At 47.2% G+C, this 21,363-nt stretch carries 20 protein-coding genes and 1 riboswitch; of the genes, 11 read left to right on the top strand and 9 right to left on the bottom strand.

The genetic code is table 11. The annotated features are described in order from the left end of the window. The first annotated feature begins 9 nt into the window (after positions 1-9). On the top strand, positions 10-756 hold the full coding sequence (nfsA, locus tag ACUYLD_RS12285; protein ID WP_061831129.1) for an oxygen-insensitive NADPH nitroreductase: 747 nt from the start codon (positions 10-12) through the stop codon (positions 754-756). Positions 757-903: 147 nt separating this feature from the next. Here the strand turns inward: nfsA and ACUYLD_RS12280 are convergent, their stop codons facing one another. Genes ACUYLD_RS12280 through ACUYLD_RS12265 form a run of 4 tightly spaced genes read right to left on the bottom strand, consistent with a single transcriptional unit; the run spans position 904 to position 3,830 of the window. Further along, complete coding sequence (locus tag ACUYLD_RS12280; protein ID WP_446675153.1) at positions 904-1,776, bottom strand: TatD family hydrolase; 873 nt, start codon at positions 1,774-1,776, stop codon at positions 904-906. After that, positions 1,769-2,719, bottom strand: coding sequence for an ABC transporter ATP-binding protein (locus tag ACUYLD_RS12275; protein ID WP_446675191.1), 951 nt, complete (start codon positions 2,717-2,719; stop codon positions 1,769-1,771). The genes ACUYLD_RS12280 and ACUYLD_RS12275 overlap by 8 nt, the downstream gene beginning before the upstream one ends. A gap of 44 nt (positions 2,720-2,763) precedes the next feature. Next, positions 2,764-3,540 carry an ABC transporter permease gene (locus ACUYLD_RS12270; RefSeq protein WP_446675152.1) on the bottom strand — a complete coding sequence of 259 codons (777 nt, stop codon included), beginning with the start codon at positions 3,538-3,540 and terminating at the stop codon, positions 2,764-2,766. Next, positions 3,537-3,830: an MTH1187 family thiamine-binding protein gene (locus ACUYLD_RS12265; RefSeq protein ID WP_446675151.1), complete on the bottom strand. Its 294-nt coding sequence runs from the start codon at positions 3,828-3,830 to the stop codon at positions 3,537-3,539. Before ACUYLD_RS12265 ends, ACUYLD_RS12270 begins: the two co-directional genes overlap by 4 nt. A 313-nt stretch (positions 3,831-4,143) precedes the next feature. Between ACUYLD_RS12265 and ACUYLD_RS12260 the strand changes: the two genes are divergently transcribed. Beyond that, entirely contained in the window at positions 4,144-4,326 is a 183-nt protein-coding gene (locus ACUYLD_RS12260) for a hypothetical protein (RefSeq protein WP_254350736.1), read from the top strand. Positions 4,327-4,333: 7 nt separating this feature from the next. Here ACUYLD_RS12260 and ACUYLD_RS12255 read toward each other — a convergent pair whose 3' ends face one another. Continuing rightward, positions 4,334-5,383: an ABC transporter substrate-binding protein gene (locus ACUYLD_RS12255; RefSeq protein WP_446675150.1), complete on the bottom strand. Its 1,050-nt coding sequence runs from the start codon at positions 5,381-5,383 to the stop codon at positions 4,334-4,336. Positions 5,384-5,575: 192 nt separating this feature from the next. After that, positions 5,576-5,685: riboswitch (TPP riboswitch) on the bottom strand. Between the two features lie 270 nt (positions 5,686-5,955). Between ACUYLD_RS12255 and ACUYLD_RS12250 the strand changes: the two genes are divergently transcribed. From ACUYLD_RS12250 to ACUYLD_RS12225, 6 genes are all read left to right on the top strand, one after another. Continuing rightward, complete coding sequence (locus ACUYLD_RS12250; RefSeq protein ID WP_061831133.1) at positions 5,956-6,390, top strand: pyridoxamine 5'-phosphate oxidase family protein; 435 nt, start codon at positions 5,956-5,958, stop codon at positions 6,388-6,390. Between the two features lie 220 nt (positions 6,391-6,610). Continuing rightward, positions 6,611-8,713, top strand: a complete 2,103-nt coding sequence (locus ACUYLD_RS12245; protein WP_446675149.1) for a bifunctional 2',3'-cyclic-nucleotide 2'-phosphodiesterase/3'-nucleotidase — start codon at positions 6,611-6,613, stop codon at positions 8,711-8,713. Between the two features lie 275 nt (positions 8,714-8,988). Further along, positions 8,989-10,050, top strand: coding sequence for an EAL domain-containing protein (locus ACUYLD_RS12240; RefSeq protein WP_446675148.1), 1,062 nt, complete (start codon positions 8,989-8,991; stop codon positions 10,048-10,050). Between the two features lie 398 nt (positions 10,051-10,448). Next, a complete protein-coding gene (locus ACUYLD_RS12235) occupies positions 10,449-11,462 on the top strand; it encodes a zinc-dependent alcohol dehydrogenase family protein (protein WP_061831136.1) in 1,014 nt (337 codons plus the stop codon). 31 nt (positions 11,463-11,493) lie between these two features. Next, positions 11,494-12,651, top strand: a complete 1,158-nt coding sequence (locus ACUYLD_RS12230; RefSeq protein ID WP_446675147.1) for an SMP-30/gluconolactonase/LRE family protein — start codon at positions 11,494-11,496, stop codon at positions 12,649-12,651. An 18-nt stretch (positions 12,652-12,669) separates the two neighbouring features. Next, positions 12,670-13,458, top strand: coding sequence for an SDR family oxidoreductase (locus ACUYLD_RS12225; protein ID WP_250259675.1), 789 nt, complete (start codon positions 12,670-12,672; stop codon positions 13,456-13,458). A 310-nt stretch (positions 13,459-13,768) separates the two neighbouring features. Here the strand turns inward: ACUYLD_RS12225 and ACUYLD_RS12220 are convergent, their stop codons facing one another. Further along, on the bottom strand, positions 13,769-14,860 hold the full coding sequence (locus ACUYLD_RS12220) for a hypothetical protein (RefSeq protein WP_446675146.1): 1,092 nt from the start codon (positions 14,858-14,860) through the stop codon (positions 13,769-13,771). Between the two features lie 272 nt (positions 14,861-15,132). Here ACUYLD_RS12220 and ACUYLD_RS12215 point away from each other — a divergent pair, with 272 nt between their 5' ends. Further along, the gene (locus tag ACUYLD_RS12215; RefSeq protein WP_446675145.1) at positions 15,133-16,830 is read left to right on the top strand and encodes a glycoside hydrolase family 13 protein; all 1,698 of its coding nucleotides are present in this window, start codon (positions 15,133-15,135) and stop codon (positions 16,828-16,830) included. 155 nt (positions 16,831-16,985) lie between these two features. Here the strand turns inward: ACUYLD_RS12215 and pdaA are convergent, their stop codons facing one another. Further along, on the bottom strand, positions 16,986-17,783 hold the full coding sequence (pdaA, locus tag ACUYLD_RS12210; protein ID WP_446675144.1) for a delta-lactam-biosynthetic de-N-acetylase: 798 nt from the start codon (positions 17,781-17,783) through the stop codon (positions 16,986-16,988). Positions 17,784-18,045: 262 nt separating this feature from the next. On the opposite strand from pdaA, the gene ACUYLD_RS12205 reads away from it, so the two are divergent. After that, on the top strand, positions 18,046-19,068 hold the full coding sequence (locus ACUYLD_RS12205) for a methionine ABC transporter ATP-binding protein (protein ID WP_446675143.1): 1,023 nt from the start codon (positions 18,046-18,048) through the stop codon (positions 19,066-19,068). After that, the gene (locus ACUYLD_RS12200) at positions 19,065-19,730 is read left to right on the top strand and encodes a methionine ABC transporter permease (protein ID WP_446675142.1); all 666 of its coding nucleotides are present in this window, start codon (positions 19,065-19,067) and stop codon (positions 19,728-19,730) included. Before ACUYLD_RS12205 ends, ACUYLD_RS12200 begins: the two co-directional genes overlap by 4 nt. Here the strand turns inward: ACUYLD_RS12200 and ACUYLD_RS12195 are convergent. Next, positions 19,727-20,101 (bottom strand): MerR family transcriptional regulator, encoded by a 375-nt coding sequence (locus ACUYLD_RS12195; protein ID WP_025722906.1) that lies wholly within the window; start codon positions 20,099-20,101, stop codon positions 19,727-19,729. The genes ACUYLD_RS12200 and ACUYLD_RS12195 overlap by 4 nt on opposite strands. Before the next feature lie 99 nt (positions 20,102-20,200). Beyond that, positions 20,201-21,181 carry an aldo/keto reductase gene (locus ACUYLD_RS12190; protein ID WP_028541203.1) on the bottom strand — a complete coding sequence of 327 codons (981 nt, stop codon included), beginning with the start codon at positions 21,179-21,181 and terminating at the stop codon, positions 20,201-20,203. Positions 21,182-21,363 lie beyond the last annotated feature (182 nt).

The raw sequence follows: 21,363 nt of genomic DNA, 5'->3' as shown, positions 1-21,363 counted from the left end.
GAAGCAGTCATGAATGATACGATTTCCTTGTTGATGAATCACCGGTCTGTGCGAAAGTTCAAGTCAGACGCCGCTGTTACCGACGAGCAGCTCGCAGCTATTGTGGCAGCTGGCCAAATGGCATCCTCGTCCAGTAATGTGCAGGCATATACCGTTATTGCCGTTACCGATCCTTCTTTAAAAACAAAACTGGCCGAGTTGGCAGGAGGGCAGGCTTACGTTGAGCAATGCCCCGCGTTTCTGGTATGGTGCGCAGATTTGTACCGTTTGAAGCAGGTGACGATTCACCACCAGCCAGGCCAGCCTTCCTACGAAGGGTCCGTCGAAAACTATACGGTTGCGACCATTGATGCCGCGTTAGCTGCACAAAATGCAGCGGTAGCCGCTGAATCACTGGGCCTGGGCATCGTCTACATCGGCGGTATTCGTACTAAAATAGCAGAGGTATCTGAGTTGTTAGGGTTGCCAGAGCTGGTGTATCCAGTATTCGGTATGTGTATTGGTGTACCAGATCAGGAAACGGGCTTGCGCCCACGTCTTCCGCTGTCCGGTGTTTTGCATATGAACGGCTACGACAAAAATCAGACGATGAAAGCTGTAGAGGTATACGACCACACATCAGCCGAATATTTGAAGGAGCGTACGGGCGGTCAACGCTCTACGCCATGGTCTGAGCAAATGGCCGCGAGACTGACCGAGCCAGCACGTTTGCAGATGAAGCCATTTTTGGAACAGAAGGGTTTCTTGAAGCAATAAAAGCTGAGTAGCGACAAAAAACTCTGCAAAATACAAGAACCTCCTTATTTACGCATGATGAAGTCCCGCGTAAATAAGGAGGTTCTTTGCTTTGGTTGCATGTTGTGGTTGTAAACCTTCCAGTGAGTAAATAGCTGGTATCCTTTATCAATCAGATAGTGAGTAAAGGCGTCTCGTATTTTCATAAAATAATTGACGGACGGCAGATTCATCTTGATGGGTCAGCTTACTATACGCGCGAATGACGTCGGCAGTCATCCGTGGATGTGTCTGTTGTCCGGTAAAAGGCCCCTCGAACCGCCAGGGACCGTCTGTCTCTGCCATGATCTGATCAGACGGATACTGTCTTGCCAAACTGCGGATCTCTTCTTCGTACAGGAGATCCGGTGTGAAGGAGACATAATAGCCGTTCCGCGCCATACGTTCGGTTGTGGCGGCAGAGCCTTTAAACCAGTGAAAATGCGCCTGCGTGACGCTGTGACGTTCCAGAAGGTCACAGGCGATATCTGCGTCCTCATAAACGGCGTGCAGGACAATGGGCTTGTTATGCTTGCTTGCAAACTGGATAAAACGCTCCAGCAGCGCTATGTAGGGAGCGAGGTCAAAAGGTGAACCGTTCTGTGAGGCTTCCAGCCGATTGTAATAGGGCAAGCCGACTTCACCCACGGCGACCATCTGCTGTATATGTTCGTCCATCCAGTCGAATAAGAGGTCAAGCTCAGCTTGCGGTGGAAGAGCCTGTTCGGGATGAAAGCCAAAGGCTGGTCGTACCAGCTCGGGGTAACGCTTGGCTAACTGTAGATTGGCTCGGCTGGAGCCCAGATGCATCGACACGGCTATCACGGCTTGGACGCTGCTATCGGCAAGTGAAGCGAGCAATAACTCCTGTTGTTCAGGCGGGTAGCTGTCTACATGAATATGCGCGTCGATCAATGGAGCGGGCTCAATTGCGTTCAAATCCAAGCCTGGCTTTGTTTGGCTGTTCCATTTCAATGCACATCGAACTTTTACGTCACTCATGTCGATTCAATCCATCTTCCGGGATATTCTTGTGGACGCTCTGAGCATTGTCCATGTTGGCGTCCAGTTTGTACTTTTCCTCGCGCATCCAGCTGGTCATGGTCCGCTTCCATTCAATAAAGAGCGGATCGAGGGTGATTTCTTCCCTACGCGGGCGGGGAAAAGGGACATCTACGACATGCACCACCGAAGCAGGTCGCGCCGACAGCACATAGATGCGGTCGGAGAGCAGCAGCGCTTCTTCAATGCTGTGGGTAATAAATAGCACAGAACGGCGGTTTTTCTCCCACATGCGTAATAACCATTGCTGCATGTCTGCACGTGTCAGCGCATCGAGTGCGCTGAACGGCTCATCCAGCAGCATTAATTCCTGCGGGCTGAGTAGTGCTCGTAGAAAGGCGGCGCGCTGTTGCATTCCACCAGACAGCGTATGTGGATACGCCTTGGCGAATTTACCAAGTCCAACCTGTTCGAGCCATTGCAAGGCTTCTTTGCGACGCTCGCGTTCACTTGCGTACTGAGGGGGGACTGCTGTAGTCTTACGTGGAGCATTTTCCTGCCCAAGCAGTACGTTGTCCAGCGTGGTACGCCACGGAAAAAGGGCGGGCTGCTGCGGCATATAGCTGATATGCCCACGTTCACCAGTCATGTCCCGTCCGTGCATACGGATACGTCCCTGCTGGGGTTTGAGTAGCCCGCCGATGATGTGAAACAGCGTGCTTTTGCCGCTGCCTGACGGACCGATGAGGGAAACGAATTCTCCCGGCTTGACTGTGAGGGATACATCCTGCAGTACGGGCAGTAAGCTTCGCTTTTCGCGGAAGGCAAGGCTGATCCCGTCCAATTCCAAAGCAGGAGGAGCAGTTGAAGGACTCTGTTGTTCCCCGGCTCGTTGTTCATTAGCCACGTTGTGTGATGATAAGTCAATCGGATGCAGACTCATACGCGCCACGTCCTTTCTTTGCTGTATTTAATTCAAGGAGGAAGCTACTCTCGATCGGGTTTCCAGCGAACCAACCATTTCTCCAGTAGTAAAATAACCACAAACATGAATAAGCTGAGTGCGACAATAATGCCGATGGCAGCAAAAATGAGGTCCGTGCGATAGGCCGATTTTTGCAGCAGCATATAATATCCAATTCCTTCACTAGCTCCGATCCATTCGGCAATGATCGCGCCCATCACACTATAGGTAGCAGCAATTTTAACGCCAGAAAAGACTTGCGGCAGGGAATGTGGCAGCTCCAGCTTCATAAAAATAGACATGCGGCTTGCACCCGACATCCGCATATAGTTCATCATCGTACGGTCTGTTCGAGTCAGCCCGTCCATGGCTGCTACAGCGACGGGAAAAAAGCATACTAAGGTAATGACCATGAGCTTGGGCAGCACGCCAAAACCAAACCACACCATGAGCAACGGACCGAGGGCGATGATCGGAATGTTTTGGCTAAGGATCAAGAGCGGGTATAGAGCAGATTTGAGAAAAGGAATCGTATGAAGAACGATGGCGATCAGCAGTCCCGTAGCTGTCCCTATAGCGAATCCCGCAAGTGTCAGACGAATTGTAGCCCATGTATGGGTGCCAAGCAACGCCGATTGCGCCATGCCCTCTTGTACGATTAGGGATGGAGCTGGCAGCAGCCAGGATTCAATATGTAAATAGGAAACCGCCCCCTGCCAGGCCGTTAAAAAGAAGAGGACCGCCACAAGGGGCGGCCATACGCTTTTCCACCAGGATGCGTTCTTGCCTTTCGGATTCATGGGCGATATTTCTCGGTCAGCTTGTTCATGCTGATGCCTTGTGGGTTATGTGCGATTTTGATCTGTGAAATGACGCTGGGACTGCCCGCTTCCGTCAAAGCCTCGTGCATTTCTTTAACCACTTTCAGCAACTCGTCGAGCTCGCCCTCCATGGTCGTATCCAATGGATTCACCTGATATTTGACTCCGGAGCGCTGAATGACCTCAATCGCCTTATCTACATACGGGTAAGAGTCCTTGTTATTAGGAGTTTTAGGGATTACTTGAATACTGAGCAGTGTGTTAGCCATGAAAATTCACCTGTCCTTTATTGTGGAGTTGTTTTGAGAAAATAGGGTGGTTTAAGGCGGGGAGACCGCTTCGCGTTTCATTTGATCTTACGATCGCTGTTGCCGTGGGATTCTTTGAATAAATTTTAAAAGGTAAGAATCCCACGGCAAAGGCGAACGCTGCGCTTCTCCAGATTCAAATGAACCGCTACGCTGCCAACCGCCTTAAAAAGCACCTTAGTTTTTAAGCTAGGTTGTACGGTATTTTGTATTTTTCTCACATAAGCGCACCTGCTTTTGCGCTTAGACACTATGAGACTAAAGAATAAACCAAGTGGAACGAGAACGAAGTGGGCGGAATGGTGCTGTACAAGCGTTAGCGTTCGCCTTTGTACCCAGATTTCAACCTCTGGATATTCATAAAAGAAATCTGGGTACAACAGCGATGGGAAGCACCATCCGACTGCGTAGTGGAACTTCGTTCACTTCTCTAGTTCAGTCTTATTTAGCGTTTTAACAAATGATCAGCGCTTGGGCAAGAAGTCGTTTGTGAAGGCTTTATCCACTTCCAAAGGCTTGCTGAGCAGCTTGCGTTCGTACATCCAGTCCGAATAGTTTTGCCATACCTCCGCTTTTTGCACACCCCATTGCGCGGCATCGTCCTGATAACGCGGGCTCAGCCATTTTTGGCTGGCAAGTACCAGTTTTTTATCCAGCTCCGGTACAGCTTTGCTTAAGATGTCCGCGGCTTCATCTGGATGGGCGATAGTGTATTCATAGCCTTGTGCGGTAGCGTTCATGAACGCTTTTACCAGTTCTGGATCATTTTTTATTGTCTGTTCGTTGCTCACAATTACAGGTGTATAGTAATCGAGGCTTTTGGAATAATCTTTTACATACAGCATATCTAATGACTCACCTCGAAGCTGGGCCTCAATTCCGGTCCATGCGTAGAAAATCCAGGCAAAGTCGATATCCCGCTTCACGGCTGTAAAATAGTCTGCATTGCCCATGTTGACGATCTTCACTTTGCTCACATCGCCTTTGTCTGAATCCATGATGGATTTCATGACCGCTTCTTCTACGGGAGAGCCCCAACCGCCGTATTTTTTACCTTCAAAATCTTTGGGGCTCTTAATTCCGCGATCTACTGGGGCTGCGAAGCCTGAGGTATTATGCTGAATCACCGCAGCGATGGAAACAAGCGGCACGCCTTGCGTACGAGCCTGTGTGACGCCTTCTTGGTAGCTGATACCAAAAGGTGCAGCATTAGAGGCAACCATTTGATCGGCTCCGCCTGAACCAGGTTGAATAATTTGGACATTCAAACCCGCTTTTTCGTAAAATCCTTTGTCCTTGGCAACATAGAGTCCCGTATGATTCGTATTGGGTGTCCAGTCGAGCACGACTTTAACATCTTTGAGCTCCTTTGCCGGAGTAGACGTTTGAGTGTTGGTAGCGGGAGCCGCTTCTTGGGATGTGGAGGGACTTCCACCGCAAGCGGTCAGGGTCAGGGTCAGGGCCATGAGCCACAGACTGATCAGTCCGAGGCTTAACATTTTCATGCGCTTCATCGTTGTGTTCTCTCCTTTAATTACCCGTTATCCGTCCAATCAGACAGCTTATGTTCCCCATTTTCATAAAAATAACATCTGCCGGACGCGATCTTTCCAACAACTTAATCTTCAACAAAAAAAGCGCCCCGAGGTTCCGGGACGCTTGCGCTTGTATATACCAAAGTAAGGGATGGTCCTATGTAAAAAAGGCACATCTTGCTTAAGCATTCCTACGCTGGCATTACCCAGATCAGGTTGTAAGGGTCAGTGTCTTGGGACACACTCTCAGCCGGCCGATTCCAGCACCCCTGGCATTGTATGGTTTAATGGGTTCATTTATTCGGGTTTACTACGACGATTATATGCCTTGAATGCGGGTCTGTCCAGCATGGAGGAAGAGATGACGGTTCATTTGCCGAACGACAGGGTACACTTTTACTGTGAGCTTTGATCTGAAAATGAGCATGCATCAATCCGATCTGATCGGGTCATGTTATTTTCAGAACAGCTGTGCAGGTAGGTTCAGATGGGCTGGTGCCCAATGGCATGGCCGTAGAGAATTCTAATTCGTGAAAAGGAGTTGTTGTACTGTGGGTAAAACGGAAACATTGGATCGTAGCCAACTAGAACAAGCCATTGTGAAGGCTTTGGATAACAACAAATTTTGCTCGTTAGGTACGGTAGAGGGTGGCAAACCGAAAGTACGCTATATGGCCCTTTTTAACGATGGAATGAACATTCATCTGGCGACAGATCGCAAAACGCATAAAGTAGATGAGCTAAAGGATAATCCGAATGCTTATCTGCTGCTGGGTTATGAAGTTGGCGGTACAAAGGAAGTCGTAGAAGTGGAGGCTACTGTCCAGATTACAGCTGATGAGGGGCTACGCAAACAAGTGTGGAACGATTCCTTGAAGGAATGGTTTTCCGGACCGGATGATCCCGATTATGTCATTCTGGACGTGAATCCGACTCGCATTGAGTATGTGGGTCAGCAAACGGAGCGCCAAGTGTGGAATAAATAATGAGAATATAAATGGATAAACCAGTGAATCTCCGAGTTTTTTAGGAGGTATGCTGGTTTTTTGTTTTTGAGAGAATTAATTATTTTTTCATAAATAATTTAAGTGAATGACTACTCTTTTGTCTGGCGTTGGATTAAAATAGAAATGGTGGGTTCAAGGCTTACATATATGTGCAAAAGTATGTATATGAGTCATACACCTTAATGAGGAGGGGTATATTTTGTTATTTCGTAAAAATTGGTTTAAAGGGTTTACAGCAGCCGTTGTAGCTTGTAGCATGCTGGTGTTTTCGGCCGCTCCATCCTGGGCAGCTAGCGATTCTCGCGATAGCGCTACGGTGAATTTGCGGATCATGGAAACAACGGATATTCATGCATCCCTGATGAACTACGATTACTATTCGGACAAAGAAACCAACGAATATGGCCTGATTAGCACAGCCAGTTTGATCCAACAGGCGCGTAGTGAAACAAGAAACAGCATGCTGTTCGATAACGGTGATTTGCTGCAGGGCAATCCATTAGGCGATTATATGGCCAGAAACAAAACCTATGAAAAAGAGGGCGGTATCCATCCGGTCTACAAGATGATGAACTTGATGGGCTATGATGCGGCGACAGTGGGCAACCACGAATTCAACTACGGCCTCGACTTTCTGGAGAAATCGCTCAAGGGAGCCGATTTTCCTTACGTAAATGCGAACGTTTATGTTGATAAGGGGGGGCAAGCTACTAAAAATTATTTTACCCCTTATCGAATTCTTGATAAAACGGTAACGGATGAGAAAGGTGAAGAGCATGCGCTCAGAGTGGGTGTCCTCGGCTTGGTCACACCTCAAATTATGCAGTGGGATGCAGCCAATTTAAAGGATAAGGTCGTTACGAAGGATATTGTGGAAACGGCGAAAAAGTTTATTCCTCAAATGAAAACGGAAGGTGCTGACATTATTGTCGTGCTTGCGCATACAGGTTATGAGGATGTGCCACAAACGCCAATGATGGAGAATGCCGTTAAATATTTGAGCCAGGTGGACGGAATTAACGCGATTCTGTTTGGGCATGCTCATAAATCTTTCCCTGGCCCTGATTTTAAAGAAATGAGCGGCGTAGATCTGGATAAGGGAACCATTAATGGCGTGCCGGCCGTGGAAGCTTCTTCATGGGGCAAGGATCTGGGAATTATTGACCTGAGCCTGGAAAAGAAAAAAGATGAGTGGCACGTAACGAATTCTCAGTCTGAAGTGCGTCCGGTTGTGAGTACCACAAACCAGGCTGTGCAGTTTACTCCTGACTACAAACTGACAGATTCGATCAAGGAAGAGCATAAAGGAACGCTGGATTATATTCGTCAACCTGTCGGAACAACGACTGCGCCAATTACCAGCTATTTTGCATTAGTGCAGGACGACCCTTCCATTCAAATTGTAACAAATGCACAGAAATGGTATGTTCAAAACCATCTTAAAGGAACTGAATACGAAAAACTTCCCGTATTGTCGGCAGGCGCTCCATTCAAGGCCGGCGGTCGAAACGGAGCCGAGTATTACACCAATATTCCTGAAGGTACGGTAGCGATTAAAAACGTATCCGACCTGTATGTGTATCCGAACACGGTTCATGCTGTAGAAGTGACCGGTGCTGAAATTCAGGAATGGCTGGAGTGGTCTGCAGGTCAGTTCAACCGCATTGATCCAAAGCAAACTGAGGAGCAATCGCTGATCAACAAAGATTTCCCAACCTACAATTTTGATGTCATTGACGGTGTGAATTACCAGATTGATGTAACTCAGCCTGCACGATATGATGCCAAGGGAACTATTATTGATTCTTCAGCTCATCGTATCAAGGATCTGCAATACAATGGAAAAGCTATTGATCCTGCGCAGAAATTTATCGTAGCCACCAATAACTATCGTGCTTCCTCATCCAAACTGGCCAACCCAGATGGCAAACGAATTGTGATGGCAGCACCGGATGAAAGTCGCCAGGTCATTGTTGACTATATCCGTACGAACGGAACGATTAATCCATCGGCGGATGGCAACTGGTCTATTGCTCCTTTTGGTCAGGCAAAGGTTACTTTCGAGTCCTCTCCTGATGCCAAAGACGTGCTGGCAGGAAATCAACAAATTTCATACTTGAGCAGCGCGGCAGATGGCTTTGCCAAATACAGCTTAAAAGCTGGCGCTAAGCCTAGTGCAGCAACGACTCCTGTAAAGGAAGCTGTGGCTCCCGCGAAAGCAACAGCAAAGCCAGCTGTTAAAACGACCAAACCCGCGACTGTTAAACCAGCTAAAACAACGAAGCCAAAGGCGTCCAAATAACTTCGAACTTTAGTTTTCAATCAATATCAGAGTGAAGCAGCAAGTCTCTTTAACCAAGAGATTTGCTGTTTTTTTTAATGCCAAAAACAACAGCCCCCGAATTTATCATGAATGCAAAAAGTTTTCTGTTTTTGTCGAATATATACTTAAGTCCTAAGTTGTCGGTAAGAATAAGCTAGTTTTTTGTAAAAACACGTAGTTATATAGTACTTTTGTTCTAGTTATTTGTGATATAATGGTGAAAAAACCGGAAAATTGTTCCGAGGAGGACCATTATGACATGCAGCAATTGCAGCATCATATTACCTATTAAGGATCAAGGATTTCTCAGAATTAGGCATTCCAGGGTGTCGCTTACTCCAGCATTAGATGGTTTGGGTATGCTATCGGAACAAATGAAGCAGGAACATGAGCGTGAGGGTGGCATAGAGTTTCGCTATGACAGCCGTTCAGAGCTGGAACAGCTGGTTAACGGACTGGCTCGTCTGCCGCAGGAATACTTGAACCATATGCAAATTGTGGTGACCGGCTTGCATCATGTCGAAGGATATGAGGACTGGCTTTTATTTAGTCAATTGCAAGCCAGACTGCAACATCCGGATATCGTGAATATCATTAAGGATCAAAGTTTTTCCAGCCATATGCAGCCTATTGTTGACCATAAGTTGGATATTATCGGGTTTGAGTTTTTACTGCGTCCGTCACATGCGGAGAGACCATTTCAGCCGTTACGACTGTTTGAAATCGCCCGTGAAGCTGGTTTGCATGCTCATCTGGATCGCTCGGCTCGTATTTCCGCTATTGAAAAAAGTGCAACATGCCTTCCGGCGGGAATTAAACGTTTTATTAACTTTCTCCCTTCGACCATTTATAATCCGGGTTATTGCTTGAATCACACCTTTGAGACGATTGATCACTTATCCATGAATACGAAGGATTTTGTATTTGAGGTCGTAGAAACGGAAGAAATAGACGACCTTAATTTTTTGCATCATATCTTTGATCAATATCGCAATCGAGGAGTTTCGGTAGCCCTGGACGATGTGGGGGCAGGTTATTCTACGACAGAGCTTATGAATTGCCTTCAGCCGGATTATGTTAAAATTGACCGCAGTATAATTGACGGCTGTCATAGTAACAGTGATCAGAAGCGGCAAATTACAGGGATTGTAGAATCGGCTTTTCGTTTTGGAGGCCAAGTGTTGGCTGAAGGCGTAGAGCAGATGAAGGATTTTGAATTTTGCCGTGAAGCAGGTGTATCACTGGCTCAGGGTTATTTGTTTGGCAAGCCGGAGCCCGGTCCGCCCTCTAATTTTATACTTAGTAGCGTAATATAGTCAGGAACAAATTTAAGTAGACGTAGTTTATAAAAGTTGGAGCTTAAATAAGGCTGTGGCATAAGCAAATTCCAATTCTATTGGTCAGTGCTTATATCACCATTAATGTAAAAAAACGCGAGTTGCAGAGGTTATCTCACCTTTGCAACTCGCTTTTTTTGGTCATGCTTGCCCACCTGAGCAAGTTCTGGACAAGCGAAGCCACCCAGTCTCGAATTTTACTTGGTAAGGAACGTTAAAAGCCTGGAACAGTTTACGACCATTTTTATTTTTAAAGTAAAGATTGACGTTTTGAAGACAATTGGATACAGTGTATTACATAGGAAACAGTGTTTCTTACGTAATACACTGTATCCATACTAGGTAAAAAGTTTAACATTACAGGGAGGACTACCAAAATGAAAGCAGTGCAACTGAAAAATGGTTTTGGCTTTGAAGAGTTAACCTTGACGGAACTTGACATACCGGTGCCAGGACGGCTGGAAGTTCTGATCCGCATAAGGGCAGCGTCTCTGAATTACCGAGATTTGGTAATCATTAACGGAGTAATGCCAATCGGCATTCAATTTCCCTTCATTCCGTTATCTGATGGAGCGGGTGAAATTGTAGCTGTGGGCGAAGGGGTGACAAAATTTCAGATTGGACAAAGGGTAGCGGCAAATTTACAACAGAAATTCATTGGCGGGAGCACGAGAGCGGAGGTCTTAAAGGACAGTCTGGGAGGCCCACTCAGTGGAGTGGCGTCTGAATATATCGTTCTGCATGAAGAAGGGGTCGTCGCCATTCCGGATCACCTTTCTTGGGAGGAGGCTTCCACCTTGCCGATTGCAGCATTAACCGCATGGAGCATGCTGATGGAATCCGGCGGGCTGCGAGCGGGGGATACGGTGCTCTTGCAAGGAACAGGCGGTGTTTCCATCTTTGGGCTTCAATTCTCTCTGATGGCGGGAGCAAGGGTAATTATCACATCGAGCAGCAATGACAAGCTGGAACGGGCAAAGGATCTCGGCGCATGGCAGACAATCAACTATTCGGAAGTTCCCGAGTGGGATAAGGTGGCTCTGGAGCTGACAGACGGCGGAGTCGACCATGTCCTGGATGTAGGGGGAGCGGCAACAATGGCGCAATCCATCAATGCACTTCGTACCGGAGGGACTGTGAACATGGTCGGCTTCTTATCGGGCTTGACTATTCCTGAGTTCGATGTCACCAGCATTTTGCAGAAGGCTGCGACGATTCGCGGCAGCCAAGTCGGTAACCGGGAACATTTCGAAAATATGAATCGTGCCATTTCCCGCCATCGTTTACATCCTGTCATTGACCGGGTATTCCCGCTCAGCCGAATCGGCGAAGCCTTCGCACTTTTGGCTGAAGGAAAACAGTATTTCGGTAAAATCGTCGTTCAAATATAAATATTATTCACATCACATAGGAGGCAATCTAATGCCCAGTAAAGCTGATTTATCTGTCAAAGATTCTCAAGGAAGAAAGAATAAGAAACCGCGTAAATGGGTACGCAGAACCGGAGTATCGCTGCTGGCGGTAGTCCTTCTGGGAGTGGTTGTTTTTATGCTCATCCCTTCCCCTGTCCAGCCTGCAAAATGGTTTGCACCTTCGGCCCCCTCATTTGAACAAGCGGGTCCATGGCAACAAAACAACAAACTCAGCTCCGCAGAGCTTGTTACAGATGCCCCTAAGTTTCCGGAATTTATCACCTTTGACAAGGTAGGAAATTTATATACGGGAGACTCCGACGGGAAAATTTATAAGGTTGCCTTTGATACTAAGGGCAATCCGCAAAAGGCCCAGCTATATGCAGATACCCAAGGAACGCCCAATGGACTTATGTTTGATGCAAGTGGAAATTTGATCGTTACGGATGTTAAGAAGGGGTTGCTGTCGGTAGATCCTTCTGGAAAAGTGACGGTGTTGGCCAATCAAGTCGACGGCACACCGATCTATTTGGCCAACGAGCTGGATATTGCCAAAGATGGTACTATTTATTTTTCTGACACCTCCAATTATGGCAGTGTAGTCTTCAAAGAAATCGCCGAGAACAAGCCACATGGACGTTTGCTGAAATATGATCCGGTGACCAAGCAGACGACAGTTCTGTTGGAAGGCCTTTATTTTGCGAACGGGGTTGCCTTGTCTGCGGACGAAGATTTTGTGCTTGTGGCAGAGTCGTATCACTACCAATTGACCCGATACTGGCTCAAAGGGCCGAAGAAGGGGACTTCGGATATTTTTGTGGATAATCTTGCCGGTTTTCCGGATAACATTACGCGTGATGATCAAGGCCATTTCTGGGTCGGTCTCTTCACAACACGTATTCCCTTTGTAGATCAGATGCATGGAAGCCCGTGGCTGGCTGGAATGATGGCCAAATTGCCTCAATCGCTGCTCAGCGGTGCAAGCGCACCTGTGAAGCATGGGCTTGCTGTGGAGCTTAATCCGCAGGGTAAACTTATCGGAAGCTGGCATGATCCTGAAGGCTCGCTTTATGGGGTAACCACGGCTGTGAACCATGACGGATATTTATATATAGGTACAGCTCCTGGAGGCAGCCAGGGTGTTCATCGCGTGCTTTTAACCAAATAAGCTTGGGGAGGGTATAACATGATATTGGATGAGTTGAGATTATCCTGGAAAGCGAAGGAAAGCCTGGCCGGGAAAGTAGCTTTGGTAACAGGCGCAAGCAGCGGCATTGGGGCATCGATTGCAAAAAAACTGGCAAAGCGAGGCGCGTATGTAGCTGTATTGGCACGCCGTCAGGAACGATTGGATGAATTGGTTCGCGACTTGCACCAAGAGGAATTGTACGAGGTCATGGCAATACCTGCCGATATCCAAAAAGCTGAAGACGTACAGCAGGCGGTCCGCGCCATTCTTGAACGCTGGGGACGGCTTGACATTATCGTTGCCAATGCTGGCTTCGGGTATCGAAGCCCACTGGCAGAAGTGGAACTAGAAAGGTGGGAGGAGCTTTACAAGACGAATGTGCACGGTCTTGTCCTGACACTGAAGTACGGACTTCAGCCAATGAGGGAACAGGCCAAGGGGGATGTTGTCATTGTCTCCTCTATTGCAGCGAAGGAAGTGGTTGCCGGAGGAGGACTGTACAGCGCTACCAAGTACGGCGTTAGCGCCATAGCCTCTGCATTACGTTTGGAGACCAGTACGCAAGGAATTCGTGTAACTGCGATTCACCCCGGGGCGGTGGCGACGGAATTTTCGCAGGTGGCCGGATATCCCGAGCAGGAAATTCGGGCGTTTGCTTCGAGCGTTTTGCCGCTGCATCCCGATGATGTTGCAGAAGCTGCCCTTTATGCACTGGAGCAGCCGGAGCATGTCAATATTCCAGAGTTGACCATTATGCCTTCGAGGCAGGTCCAGCGGTTCAAATAGAGCGATATTTATTCTGACACAAACCGGGTAACCGGGTATGGTCATCGCCATGCCGGGTATGGCGGCGGAGAGGACTACGTGCCTTCGCTTGACCATAACCTGCTCAAATGGGTGAGCATGAGCCAAAAAGCGCGAGCTACAGGGGGGAATAACCCTTGCACTCACGCTTTTTTATACTAATGACGAAGCGTGACTGTCCAATAAAATTTAAAACCAGCTTTGGGACAGCTCCATTTACTATTGAGCAGACCATCCATATCCTGTGAAAATTCTGGCCCCACGTTCGCTCATCCAGTCATCGTGAGCACAGCTATAGTGTAATGACGTACAGACCTAGCGGCGTAGTTGCACTGCCGGCGACCATGAAGCTCAGATCATAGCTGGATCTGCCGGGAGGGACGCTGATATCAGCCAATCGGCATACCTTGGTATTATCTCGTAGCAGAGGAATACCATATACACGATCATCCACACGTACAGATCCGGCGAACGCACCCCCACGTGGATTGGCGTAGATTCGTACGATACGTACCTCGTCACTGTCATTAACGATGGGAATGGTCGCGTTGTATATGGTTCCGAATTGTCCGCGATTATCTAGCGCAGGCCCCAGCTCGCTGCGTGCCCCAATAAACAGCAGATCGGCAGGAGTCTCGCCGTTCAGCTTTTTGGTGGCACACGCCCGATAGTTGGCGCTCTGCCCCACCACGTACTCTGGCATCCGCGCATTCGTTTCGGAAAAGGACCACACCCCTCGTGGATGCGCCTGGGGTGGAGGTACGGGAGGAAGCGCATCCATATGAATCTGGCGCAGATCGGTCTGCGTATCCTTGCTGATCACGGTGCGAATCACATAATCCAGCGTACCGTGACCTTCAGCAAATTCTACTGTGAGGTCATAGATGAATCCGGCCAGCGATCCTTCGGGCAGCTCAAATTCCTCCAGCAGGGCGATGCCTTTGCTGAATTTATGACGGTCTGCTGGCTTCAGACGTTCCATCGTACCCGCCAAACAGCTTTTGGCAATAGACTGCCCGACATCTATAATCCAGTTGCCATCCTCAGGCACAATCTTAAGGGCACGTTCAATATGACGTACTTCTAGTTTAGCAGCGCTTCTGTTCTCTACGGTGATGCCCAGTTTAACAGCGCTGCCGATTTTGTTATAATGCCAGCCGAAAATGCGATGCTTGACCGTTCGGGTTGTCGTGCGTACCACGTCATGCCACAGGGTGGCTTGCTCGGTAGGTACCGTCACATGGGTAAGCGTCTCCGGATTATCGCTAAGCATCAGGCGGCGTGTTCCCCCCTCATTGGCTGACTCCACATCCACATGGATATTGGGCGGGATCACAGCAGTTTCCACAATCAGATCCTTTGGCTCCTTGGGTCGATGGTTCATGTCAATTCCTCCTTTTATTCAAAAATGGCACCGCTTTGGGTACATGTATATGGGCAGTTCATAAATATAGGTAACGCCAGATACACTTTTACAACCTGTTTTGCAAAATATTTTTTTAAAATAAACCTCCGTAGGTTATAGCGGCTCTGCTGATGCATGGAAGCAAGCTTACAAGACTCTAGTTCCCCTTCACTAACGATTCGCAGACAGGTATTGCGTGTATGTTAAGAGCATAAGCTATTGGATGTACAGAGAAGCTACAGGAGGGAAACATGCCTAGAAAAATATGGTGGAAGGAAGCCGTTGTATATCAGATTTACCCGATCAGTTTTCAGGATTCTGACGGAGACGGTAAAGGGGACTTACGAGGTATTTTGTCCAGGCTGGATTATTTGTGTGAGCTGGGTATTGATGTAATCTGGATTTGTCCGGTATATAAATCGCCCAATCACGATAACGGATATGATATTAGTGATTATTATGCCATTATGGATGAGTTTGGAACAATGGAGGATTTTGACGAACTGCTTCACCAGGCGCATGAACGAGGCATCAAAATCATGATGGATTTGGTATTAAACCATACATCGGATGAGCATCCGTGGTTTACGGAGTCACGCTCGTCCAAGGATAATCCGAAGCGGGACTACTACATATGGCGAACAGGCAAAAATGGCGGATATCCGAACAACTGGGAATCGTATTTTTCCGGTTCAGTGTGGAAATATGACAAGCTTACAGACGAATATTACATGCATCTGTATTCCGAGCATCAGCCAGATCTGAACTGGGAAAATGAAGAGATGGTGAGCGAACTCTACCGTATGGTGGAATGGTGGCTGAAAAAGGGAGTCGATGGCTTCCGTTTTGACGCCATTGCCCATATTGTCAAAGCCGAAGGGCTGCCGGATGCCGATAATCCTGACAAACGAACCTTGGTACGTGCCTATCAGCTCTTTTCCAATCTAGAACAGGTACATGTACTTCTACGGATGCTGAATGAAAAATTACTGGAGCGTTATCCCTTAATGACAGTTGGCGAAACGTCTGGTTTAGGACCGGAACAGGCACTTGATTATGTGGGGGACCAGCGGCATGAGCTGAATATGGTTTTCCAGTTTGAACACATGTTTATTGATGCCCAAGGGCTGGGGACGGAAAAATGGAAATCTAAGCCGTGGACACTGGTGGAGCTGAAAAAAATAATGAGCAGCTGGCAGACAGTGCTTCATGAGGAAGGATGGAATGCCAATTATCTGAACAATCATGATCAGCCGCGGGCCCTCTCGCGATTTGCGAATGATGGACAATATCGTGTGGAGTCGGCCAAAATGCTGGCAACCTTCACGCATATGCTAGAGGGTACGCCTTATATTTATCAGGGTGAGGAAATTGGGATGACGAATATTGCATTCCCGTCCATTGATGATTATCGGGATGTGGAAACGTTGAATTATTATGAGCAACAACGGAAGATAGGTGAGTCTGAGGAACAGATTATGGCAGAGATCTGGCGGAAAAGTCGGGATAATGCGCGTACTCCCATGCAATGGAATGCTGGACCTTCAGCCGGATTTACCGATGGGGAGCCGTGGATGAAGATTAATAATAACTACACGCACATTAATGCAGAGGCAGAAAGAAGTAATCCAGACTCGATTTTCCACTATTATCGCAAGTTGATTGCTCTGCGTAAACAACATGAGGTCATAGTCTATGGCGAATACAAGCTGCTGTTGCCGCTGGATACGGAGCTGTATGTATTCACTCGTATGCTGGGAGAAGAGCGTTTGCTCGTCATTTTGAATTTCTTTGACCGTGATCCGGTGTACCACTGGCCCGAGGAGGACTTTCCTGTCGCTAAGGCGGAGCTGCTGCTGTCCAACTACAAGCCGGTTCAAGGGGAACAACTGCATGCCTTGAAGCTGCGCCCTTATGAAGCCAGGGTGTATAAGCTAACCATGCAATAGGCGTTACTATCTTTAGAATGGTAAAAGGAAGGGAAGGTTCATAGAGTGACCTTCCCTTTCTTGGTCGTAAACTAAAAAGCCCGATTCACACTGGCTACCATGGGCAGGTGTGGATCGGGCTGATAACGCATCGACTCATTAAATTCAATTACTATTTAGTGATAATGTTTTACCTTAAGGTCGTCTAGACTTTTAAACTCATACCCTTGCTTGCGAGCCTCGTCGATGATGGAACCAAGCGCCTCGGCATTGTCCTTGGATACGGAGTGGAGCAGAATGACCGCACCAGGGTGGAGCTGACCAATCACTTGACGATAGGCATAGTCCGTTCCTTGATGGATATTTGTGTCCCAGTCCTTGTAAGCCACGGACCAGAATACGCTCGTATATCCGGCTTCTCGACAGGAAGCCAATGCTTTTTCACTAAAAATGCCGCGAGGTGGCCGGACGTATTTCATTTCTTTTTGCCCGGTTAGCTCTGCCGATGCATTTCGTACCCGATCTAGTTCAGACCGGATCTCTGTCGAAGAAATGGTGCTCATATCAGGATGGCTCCATGAATGGTTTCCGATAATATGACCCTCACTGGCCATGCGTCGCATCAAATCAGGCTGGTCTTTTACAAAATGCCCTGTCACAAAAAAGGCGGCTGGAACCTTTTTGGCCTTCAATACATCCAGCACTTTGGGAGTATACCCATTCTCATAGCCGTTGTCGAAAGTGAGAAATAGTTCTTTTTTAGTCGTATCCCCCAGAAAGATGCCACCTTGTCTTTCGATTAGTTGCATAAAGCCTTCTTGTGCGATGGAAGGCAGCTCCCCTCCCTTACTTTTTTTGAACCCAAAATGATAAGGCTGTCCGTCAACAGTCTGAGTAGCCCATGCGGGTTTTGCCGTAACCGTCAACATCCCTATAACTGCAATGCATAGCCACAAGGTAAATATTCGCTTCATCTATCTTCCTCCGCTTCCGTCCCGTTCGGGCAAGGTGTGTATGCTTCGGCATATTTCATACCATTTGCAATATCATGCTGATTTATGCAAGGACGTGAACTAACCAGACTCAAAACACATATTGACATGAATATTAAATCGAAGTAGTATACTTTATAAAACTTACTAGAATACTCGGATTTAATTCGATCGTTCATGCCAAAGAAAAGCAATCAGCTTAGAACATCTTACATACTTGTGAGAACGGAAGGAGTTAGGACTCATGATTGAACTTAGGAATGTATCCAAAACCTATGTGAGAAAAGGTCTAAGTATTGAAGCGTTAAAAAATATAAATATCAAAGTGGATAAAGGAGATATTTTCGGATTTATCGGATTCAGTGGCGCAGGGAAAAGTACGCTGATCCGCTTGGTCAACCGTCTGGAGAAAGTAACTACCGGAGAGGTTCTTGTGGAGGGGGAACAGTTAAATACCTATTCGACCTCTGGGCTGAGAAAGGTAAGGAAGAAGATCGGAATGATCTTTCAGCATTTTAATCTGCTGGAATCGAAAACAGTGTTCGACAACATTGCAATTCCGTTGGTGCTGCTTAAGCGCAACAAACGGGAAATAGAGGGGCGTGTAAAAGAGCTCTTGGCGTTCATAGGATTGTCGGACAAGGCGAATAGCTACCCCAGCGAGCTTTCCGGCGGACAAAAGCAGCGTGTGGGGATTGCACGGGCGCTTGCGAGTAACCCGTCCATTTTGCTCTGTGATGAGGCAACCTCGGCACTTGATCCGCAGACCACACAGTCAATTCTCGACTTGCTTCGTAAAATCAATAAGGAATACAAGATCACCATTTTGATCATCACCCATGAAATGTCGGTGATTCAGCGGATTTGCAACAAGGTAGCCGTAATGGAAAAGGGGGAAATCATCGAGCAGGGCAATGTCCTGGAGGTATTCGGGCAGCCGCAGCACCCGACGACGCAGAGCTTTGTACGCACGGTCATTCACGATACGGTACCCGAGAGTGTGCTGCAAACGTTCGAACAGCAAGAATCACAGCGAATATACAAGCTGGAGTTTATAGGGCAGGTTGCTTCTGATCCGGTGGTTCATGAATTGATTCGGCAGCATGATATCCACGTGAACATTTTGTTTGCCAACATGACGGAGATTCAAGAAACGACAATTGGCTATATGACGATCCAACTGCGCGGTGGACAGCATGCCGTTCAGCAGGCTGTTGACTTTCTCAAGAGCAAAGGAGTCCATATTCAGGAGGTAGAGAGTCTATGATGATTACAGGAACCACGATCACCTGGGATCAACTGTGGGAAGCTTTGTATGAATCCGTGCTTATGGTCAGCATATCATTATTCATTGGCGCCCTGATCGGTATCCCTATCGGTATTTTACTCGTCATCACCCGTCCGGGCGGAATTCTGGAGAACAAATGGCTGCACAATATTTTGAATCCGATCATTAACATTGTTCGTTCCTTACCGTTTATTATCTTGCTGATTGCGATCATTCCGTTAACCCGTCTGATTGTGAATTCATCCATTGGGACCAGCGCAGCAATTGTCCCCTTGATTATATATATTGCGCCATATATCGGAAGGCTGGTCGAAAACTCGCTGTTGGAGGTGAATCCGGGGATATTGGAGGCAGCAGATGCGATGGGGGCGACCCCGTTCCAGGTCATTCGATACTTTTTGCTTCCTGAGGCATTCAGTTCTCTGATTTTGTCGTTAACGACAGCAGCTATTGGTCTGATTGGTGCTACTGCTATGGCTGGTGCGGTCGGCGGAGGAGGAATTGGCGATCTGGCGATCGCATATGGCTATCAACGTTTTGATACGCTGGTTATGCTGATTACCGTCATCATTCTAGTCTTGTTTGTACAAGGTGTTCAGTCCTTGGGGAATCTGCTCTCCCGCAAAGCACGCAGGGGCTAAATTAGATGTTTTTCTTTTTCACCTATTGTCTGTTCATAGCTTGTAATTTTATAATCCATGCGTTCCAACACATTTTCCATATCTTTCATTTTTGCAATGAGCTGCTTGCGCTGCTCTATTAGGAGTTCTTTTCTAGCATTCATCGTTTCATCACCTTGCTGGAATAACCTAACATACTCAATCAAAATTTCAATGGGAAGTCCTACGCCTCGCATACATTTAATATATTCAACCCATCTGCAATCTTCTTCCGTGTAATCCCTGATGCCACTTTTATTACGGTTCACACGCGGAATAAGTCCGATGCGTTCATAATAGCGGAGTGTATCCTGAGATAGTTCAAATTTTTTGCTTACTTCTGCGATCAACATGCAGACTTCACCTCCTGATTTCTGATCAAGAAACGCCCTATGTAAATGGATAGGGCGTTCTTGTCGTTTCTTATTTCGAAACTGTCATTTCATCCATATTTACTGAGCGCCAACAACCGGATGAGGAACATACGGCTCTTCCAGCAATGCAATTTCTTCAGGTGTTAACGTAATCGAAAGAGCAGCTACTGCATCTTCGAGATGAGACGTTTTCGTAGCACCGATAATGGGAGCTGTTACCGGTTCTTTCTGTAGCAACCAGGCAAGTGCGATTTGAACGCGAGGAACTCCACGTTTTTCTGCGATGGCCGCAACCTGCTCCACGATCAATCGATCGGTATCGGCAGTCGCATCGTATTTAGATTTCGCAACCTGATCGGTTTCGGAACGATGTGTTGTTTCCTGCACATCACGCGTCAATCTTCCACCTGCAAGCGGGCTGTATGGAATCACACCGATTTTTTCTTCCTTACAAAGCGGCAGCATCTCTCTCTCCTCTTCACGATATAAGAGATTTAAATGATTCTGCATTGATACAAATCGGGTCCATCCATTCTTTTCAGCGACATGTAACGCCTTTAGAAACTGCCATGCGTACATAGCAGAAGCACCAATATATCTTGCCTTCCCGGCCTTCACAACATCATGTAATGCTTCCATCGTCTCTTCAATAGGGGTATTGTAATCCCAGCGATGGATTTGGTACAGATCCACATAATCTGTCCCCAGTCGCTTAAGGCTCTTATCTATTTCACTCATGATAGCCTTTCGGGAAAGTCCCGCACCATTCGGGCCTTGATGCATACGGAAATGAACCTTTGTCGCGAGGACAATTTCATCTCGATTCGCATAATCCTTTAAAGCCCGTCCAACAATTTCTTCGCTAGTTCCATCTGAATATACATTCGCGGTATCAAAAAAATTAATACCTAGCTCCAGGGCATTTTTTATAATGGGACGACTGCGCTCTTCATCTAGTATCCATGGGTGAATCCACCGTTCTGCAACCCCAAAGCCCATACACCCAAGACAAAGCCGGGATACATCCAAGCCGGTATTTCCAAGTTTCACATAGTCCATTTGATTATACCTCGCTTTCCTAGATATTGTTTTCTTCAAATGTAGTCTACTCCAGCTACTTACACCGGATATTATTACATTTGGAGTTCACTCCAAGTCAAGCAATTTTGCTCCAGAATGATTCGTATAGGTCTAATTGTTCAGAATCGGTTCAGTGGGGTTTCGTATACTTCTCTTAGCAT

It is taken from the genome of Paenibacillus sp. SER-28 (assembly GCF_052906305.1).
This window is presented reverse-complemented; position numbering and strand designations above follow the sequence as displayed.

Coding starts and splice junctions, on each gene's coding strand:
- nfsA (WP_061831129.1), top strand. CDS start 10: ATGAATGATACGATTTCCTTGTTGATGAATCACCGGTCTGTGCGAAAG.
- ACUYLD_RS12280 (WP_446675153.1), bottom strand. CDS start 1,776: ATGAGTGACGTAAAAGTTCGATGTGCATTGAAATGGAACAGCCAAACA.
- ACUYLD_RS12275 (WP_446675191.1), bottom strand. CDS start 2,719: ATGAGTCTGCATCCGATTGACTTATCATCACACAACGTGGCTAATGAA.
- ACUYLD_RS12270 (WP_446675152.1), bottom strand. CDS start 3,540: ATGAATCCGAAAGGCAAGAACGCATCCTGGTGGAAAAGCGTATGGCCG.
- ACUYLD_RS12265 (WP_446675151.1), bottom strand. CDS start 3,830: ATGGCTAACACACTGCTCAGTATTCAAGTAATCCCTAAAACTCCTAAT.
- ACUYLD_RS12255 (WP_446675150.1), bottom strand. CDS start 5,383: ATGAAGCGCATGAAAATGTTAAGCCTCGGACTGATCAGTCTGTGGCTC.
- ACUYLD_RS12240 (WP_446675148.1), top strand. CDS start 8,989: ATGACATGCAGCAATTGCAGCATCATATTACCTATTAAGGATCAAGGA.
- ACUYLD_RS12235 (WP_061831136.1), top strand. CDS start 10,449: ATGAAAGCAGTGCAACTGAAAAATGGTTTTGGCTTTGAAGAGTTAACC.
- ACUYLD_RS12230 (WP_446675147.1), top strand. CDS start 11,494: ATGCCCAGTAAAGCTGATTTATCTGTCAAAGATTCTCAAGGAAGAAAG.
- ACUYLD_RS12225 (WP_250259675.1), top strand. CDS start 12,670: ATGATATTGGATGAGTTGAGATTATCCTGGAAAGCGAAGGAAAGCCTG.
- ACUYLD_RS12220 (WP_446675146.1), bottom strand. CDS start 14,860: ATGAACCATCGACCCAAGGAGCCAAAGGATCTGATTGTGGAAACTGCT.
- ACUYLD_RS12215 (WP_446675145.1), top strand. CDS start 15,133: ATGCCTAGAAAAATATGGTGGAAGGAAGCCGTTGTATATCAGATTTAC.
- pdaA (WP_446675144.1), bottom strand. CDS start 17,783: ATGAAGCGAATATTTACCTTGTGGCTATGCATTGCAGTTATAGGGATG.
- ACUYLD_RS12205 (WP_446675143.1), top strand. CDS start 18,046: ATGATTGAACTTAGGAATGTATCCAAAACCTATGTGAGAAAAGGTCTA.
- ACUYLD_RS12200 (WP_446675142.1), top strand. CDS start 19,065: ATGATGATTACAGGAACCACGATCACCTGGGATCAACTGTGGGAAGCT.
- ACUYLD_RS12195 (WP_025722906.1), bottom strand. CDS start 20,101: ATGTTGATCGCAGAAGTAAGCAAAAAATTTGAACTATCTCAGGATACA.
- ACUYLD_RS12190 (WP_028541203.1), bottom strand. CDS start 21,181: ATGGACTATGTGAAACTTGGAAATACCGGCTTGGATGTATCCCGGCTT.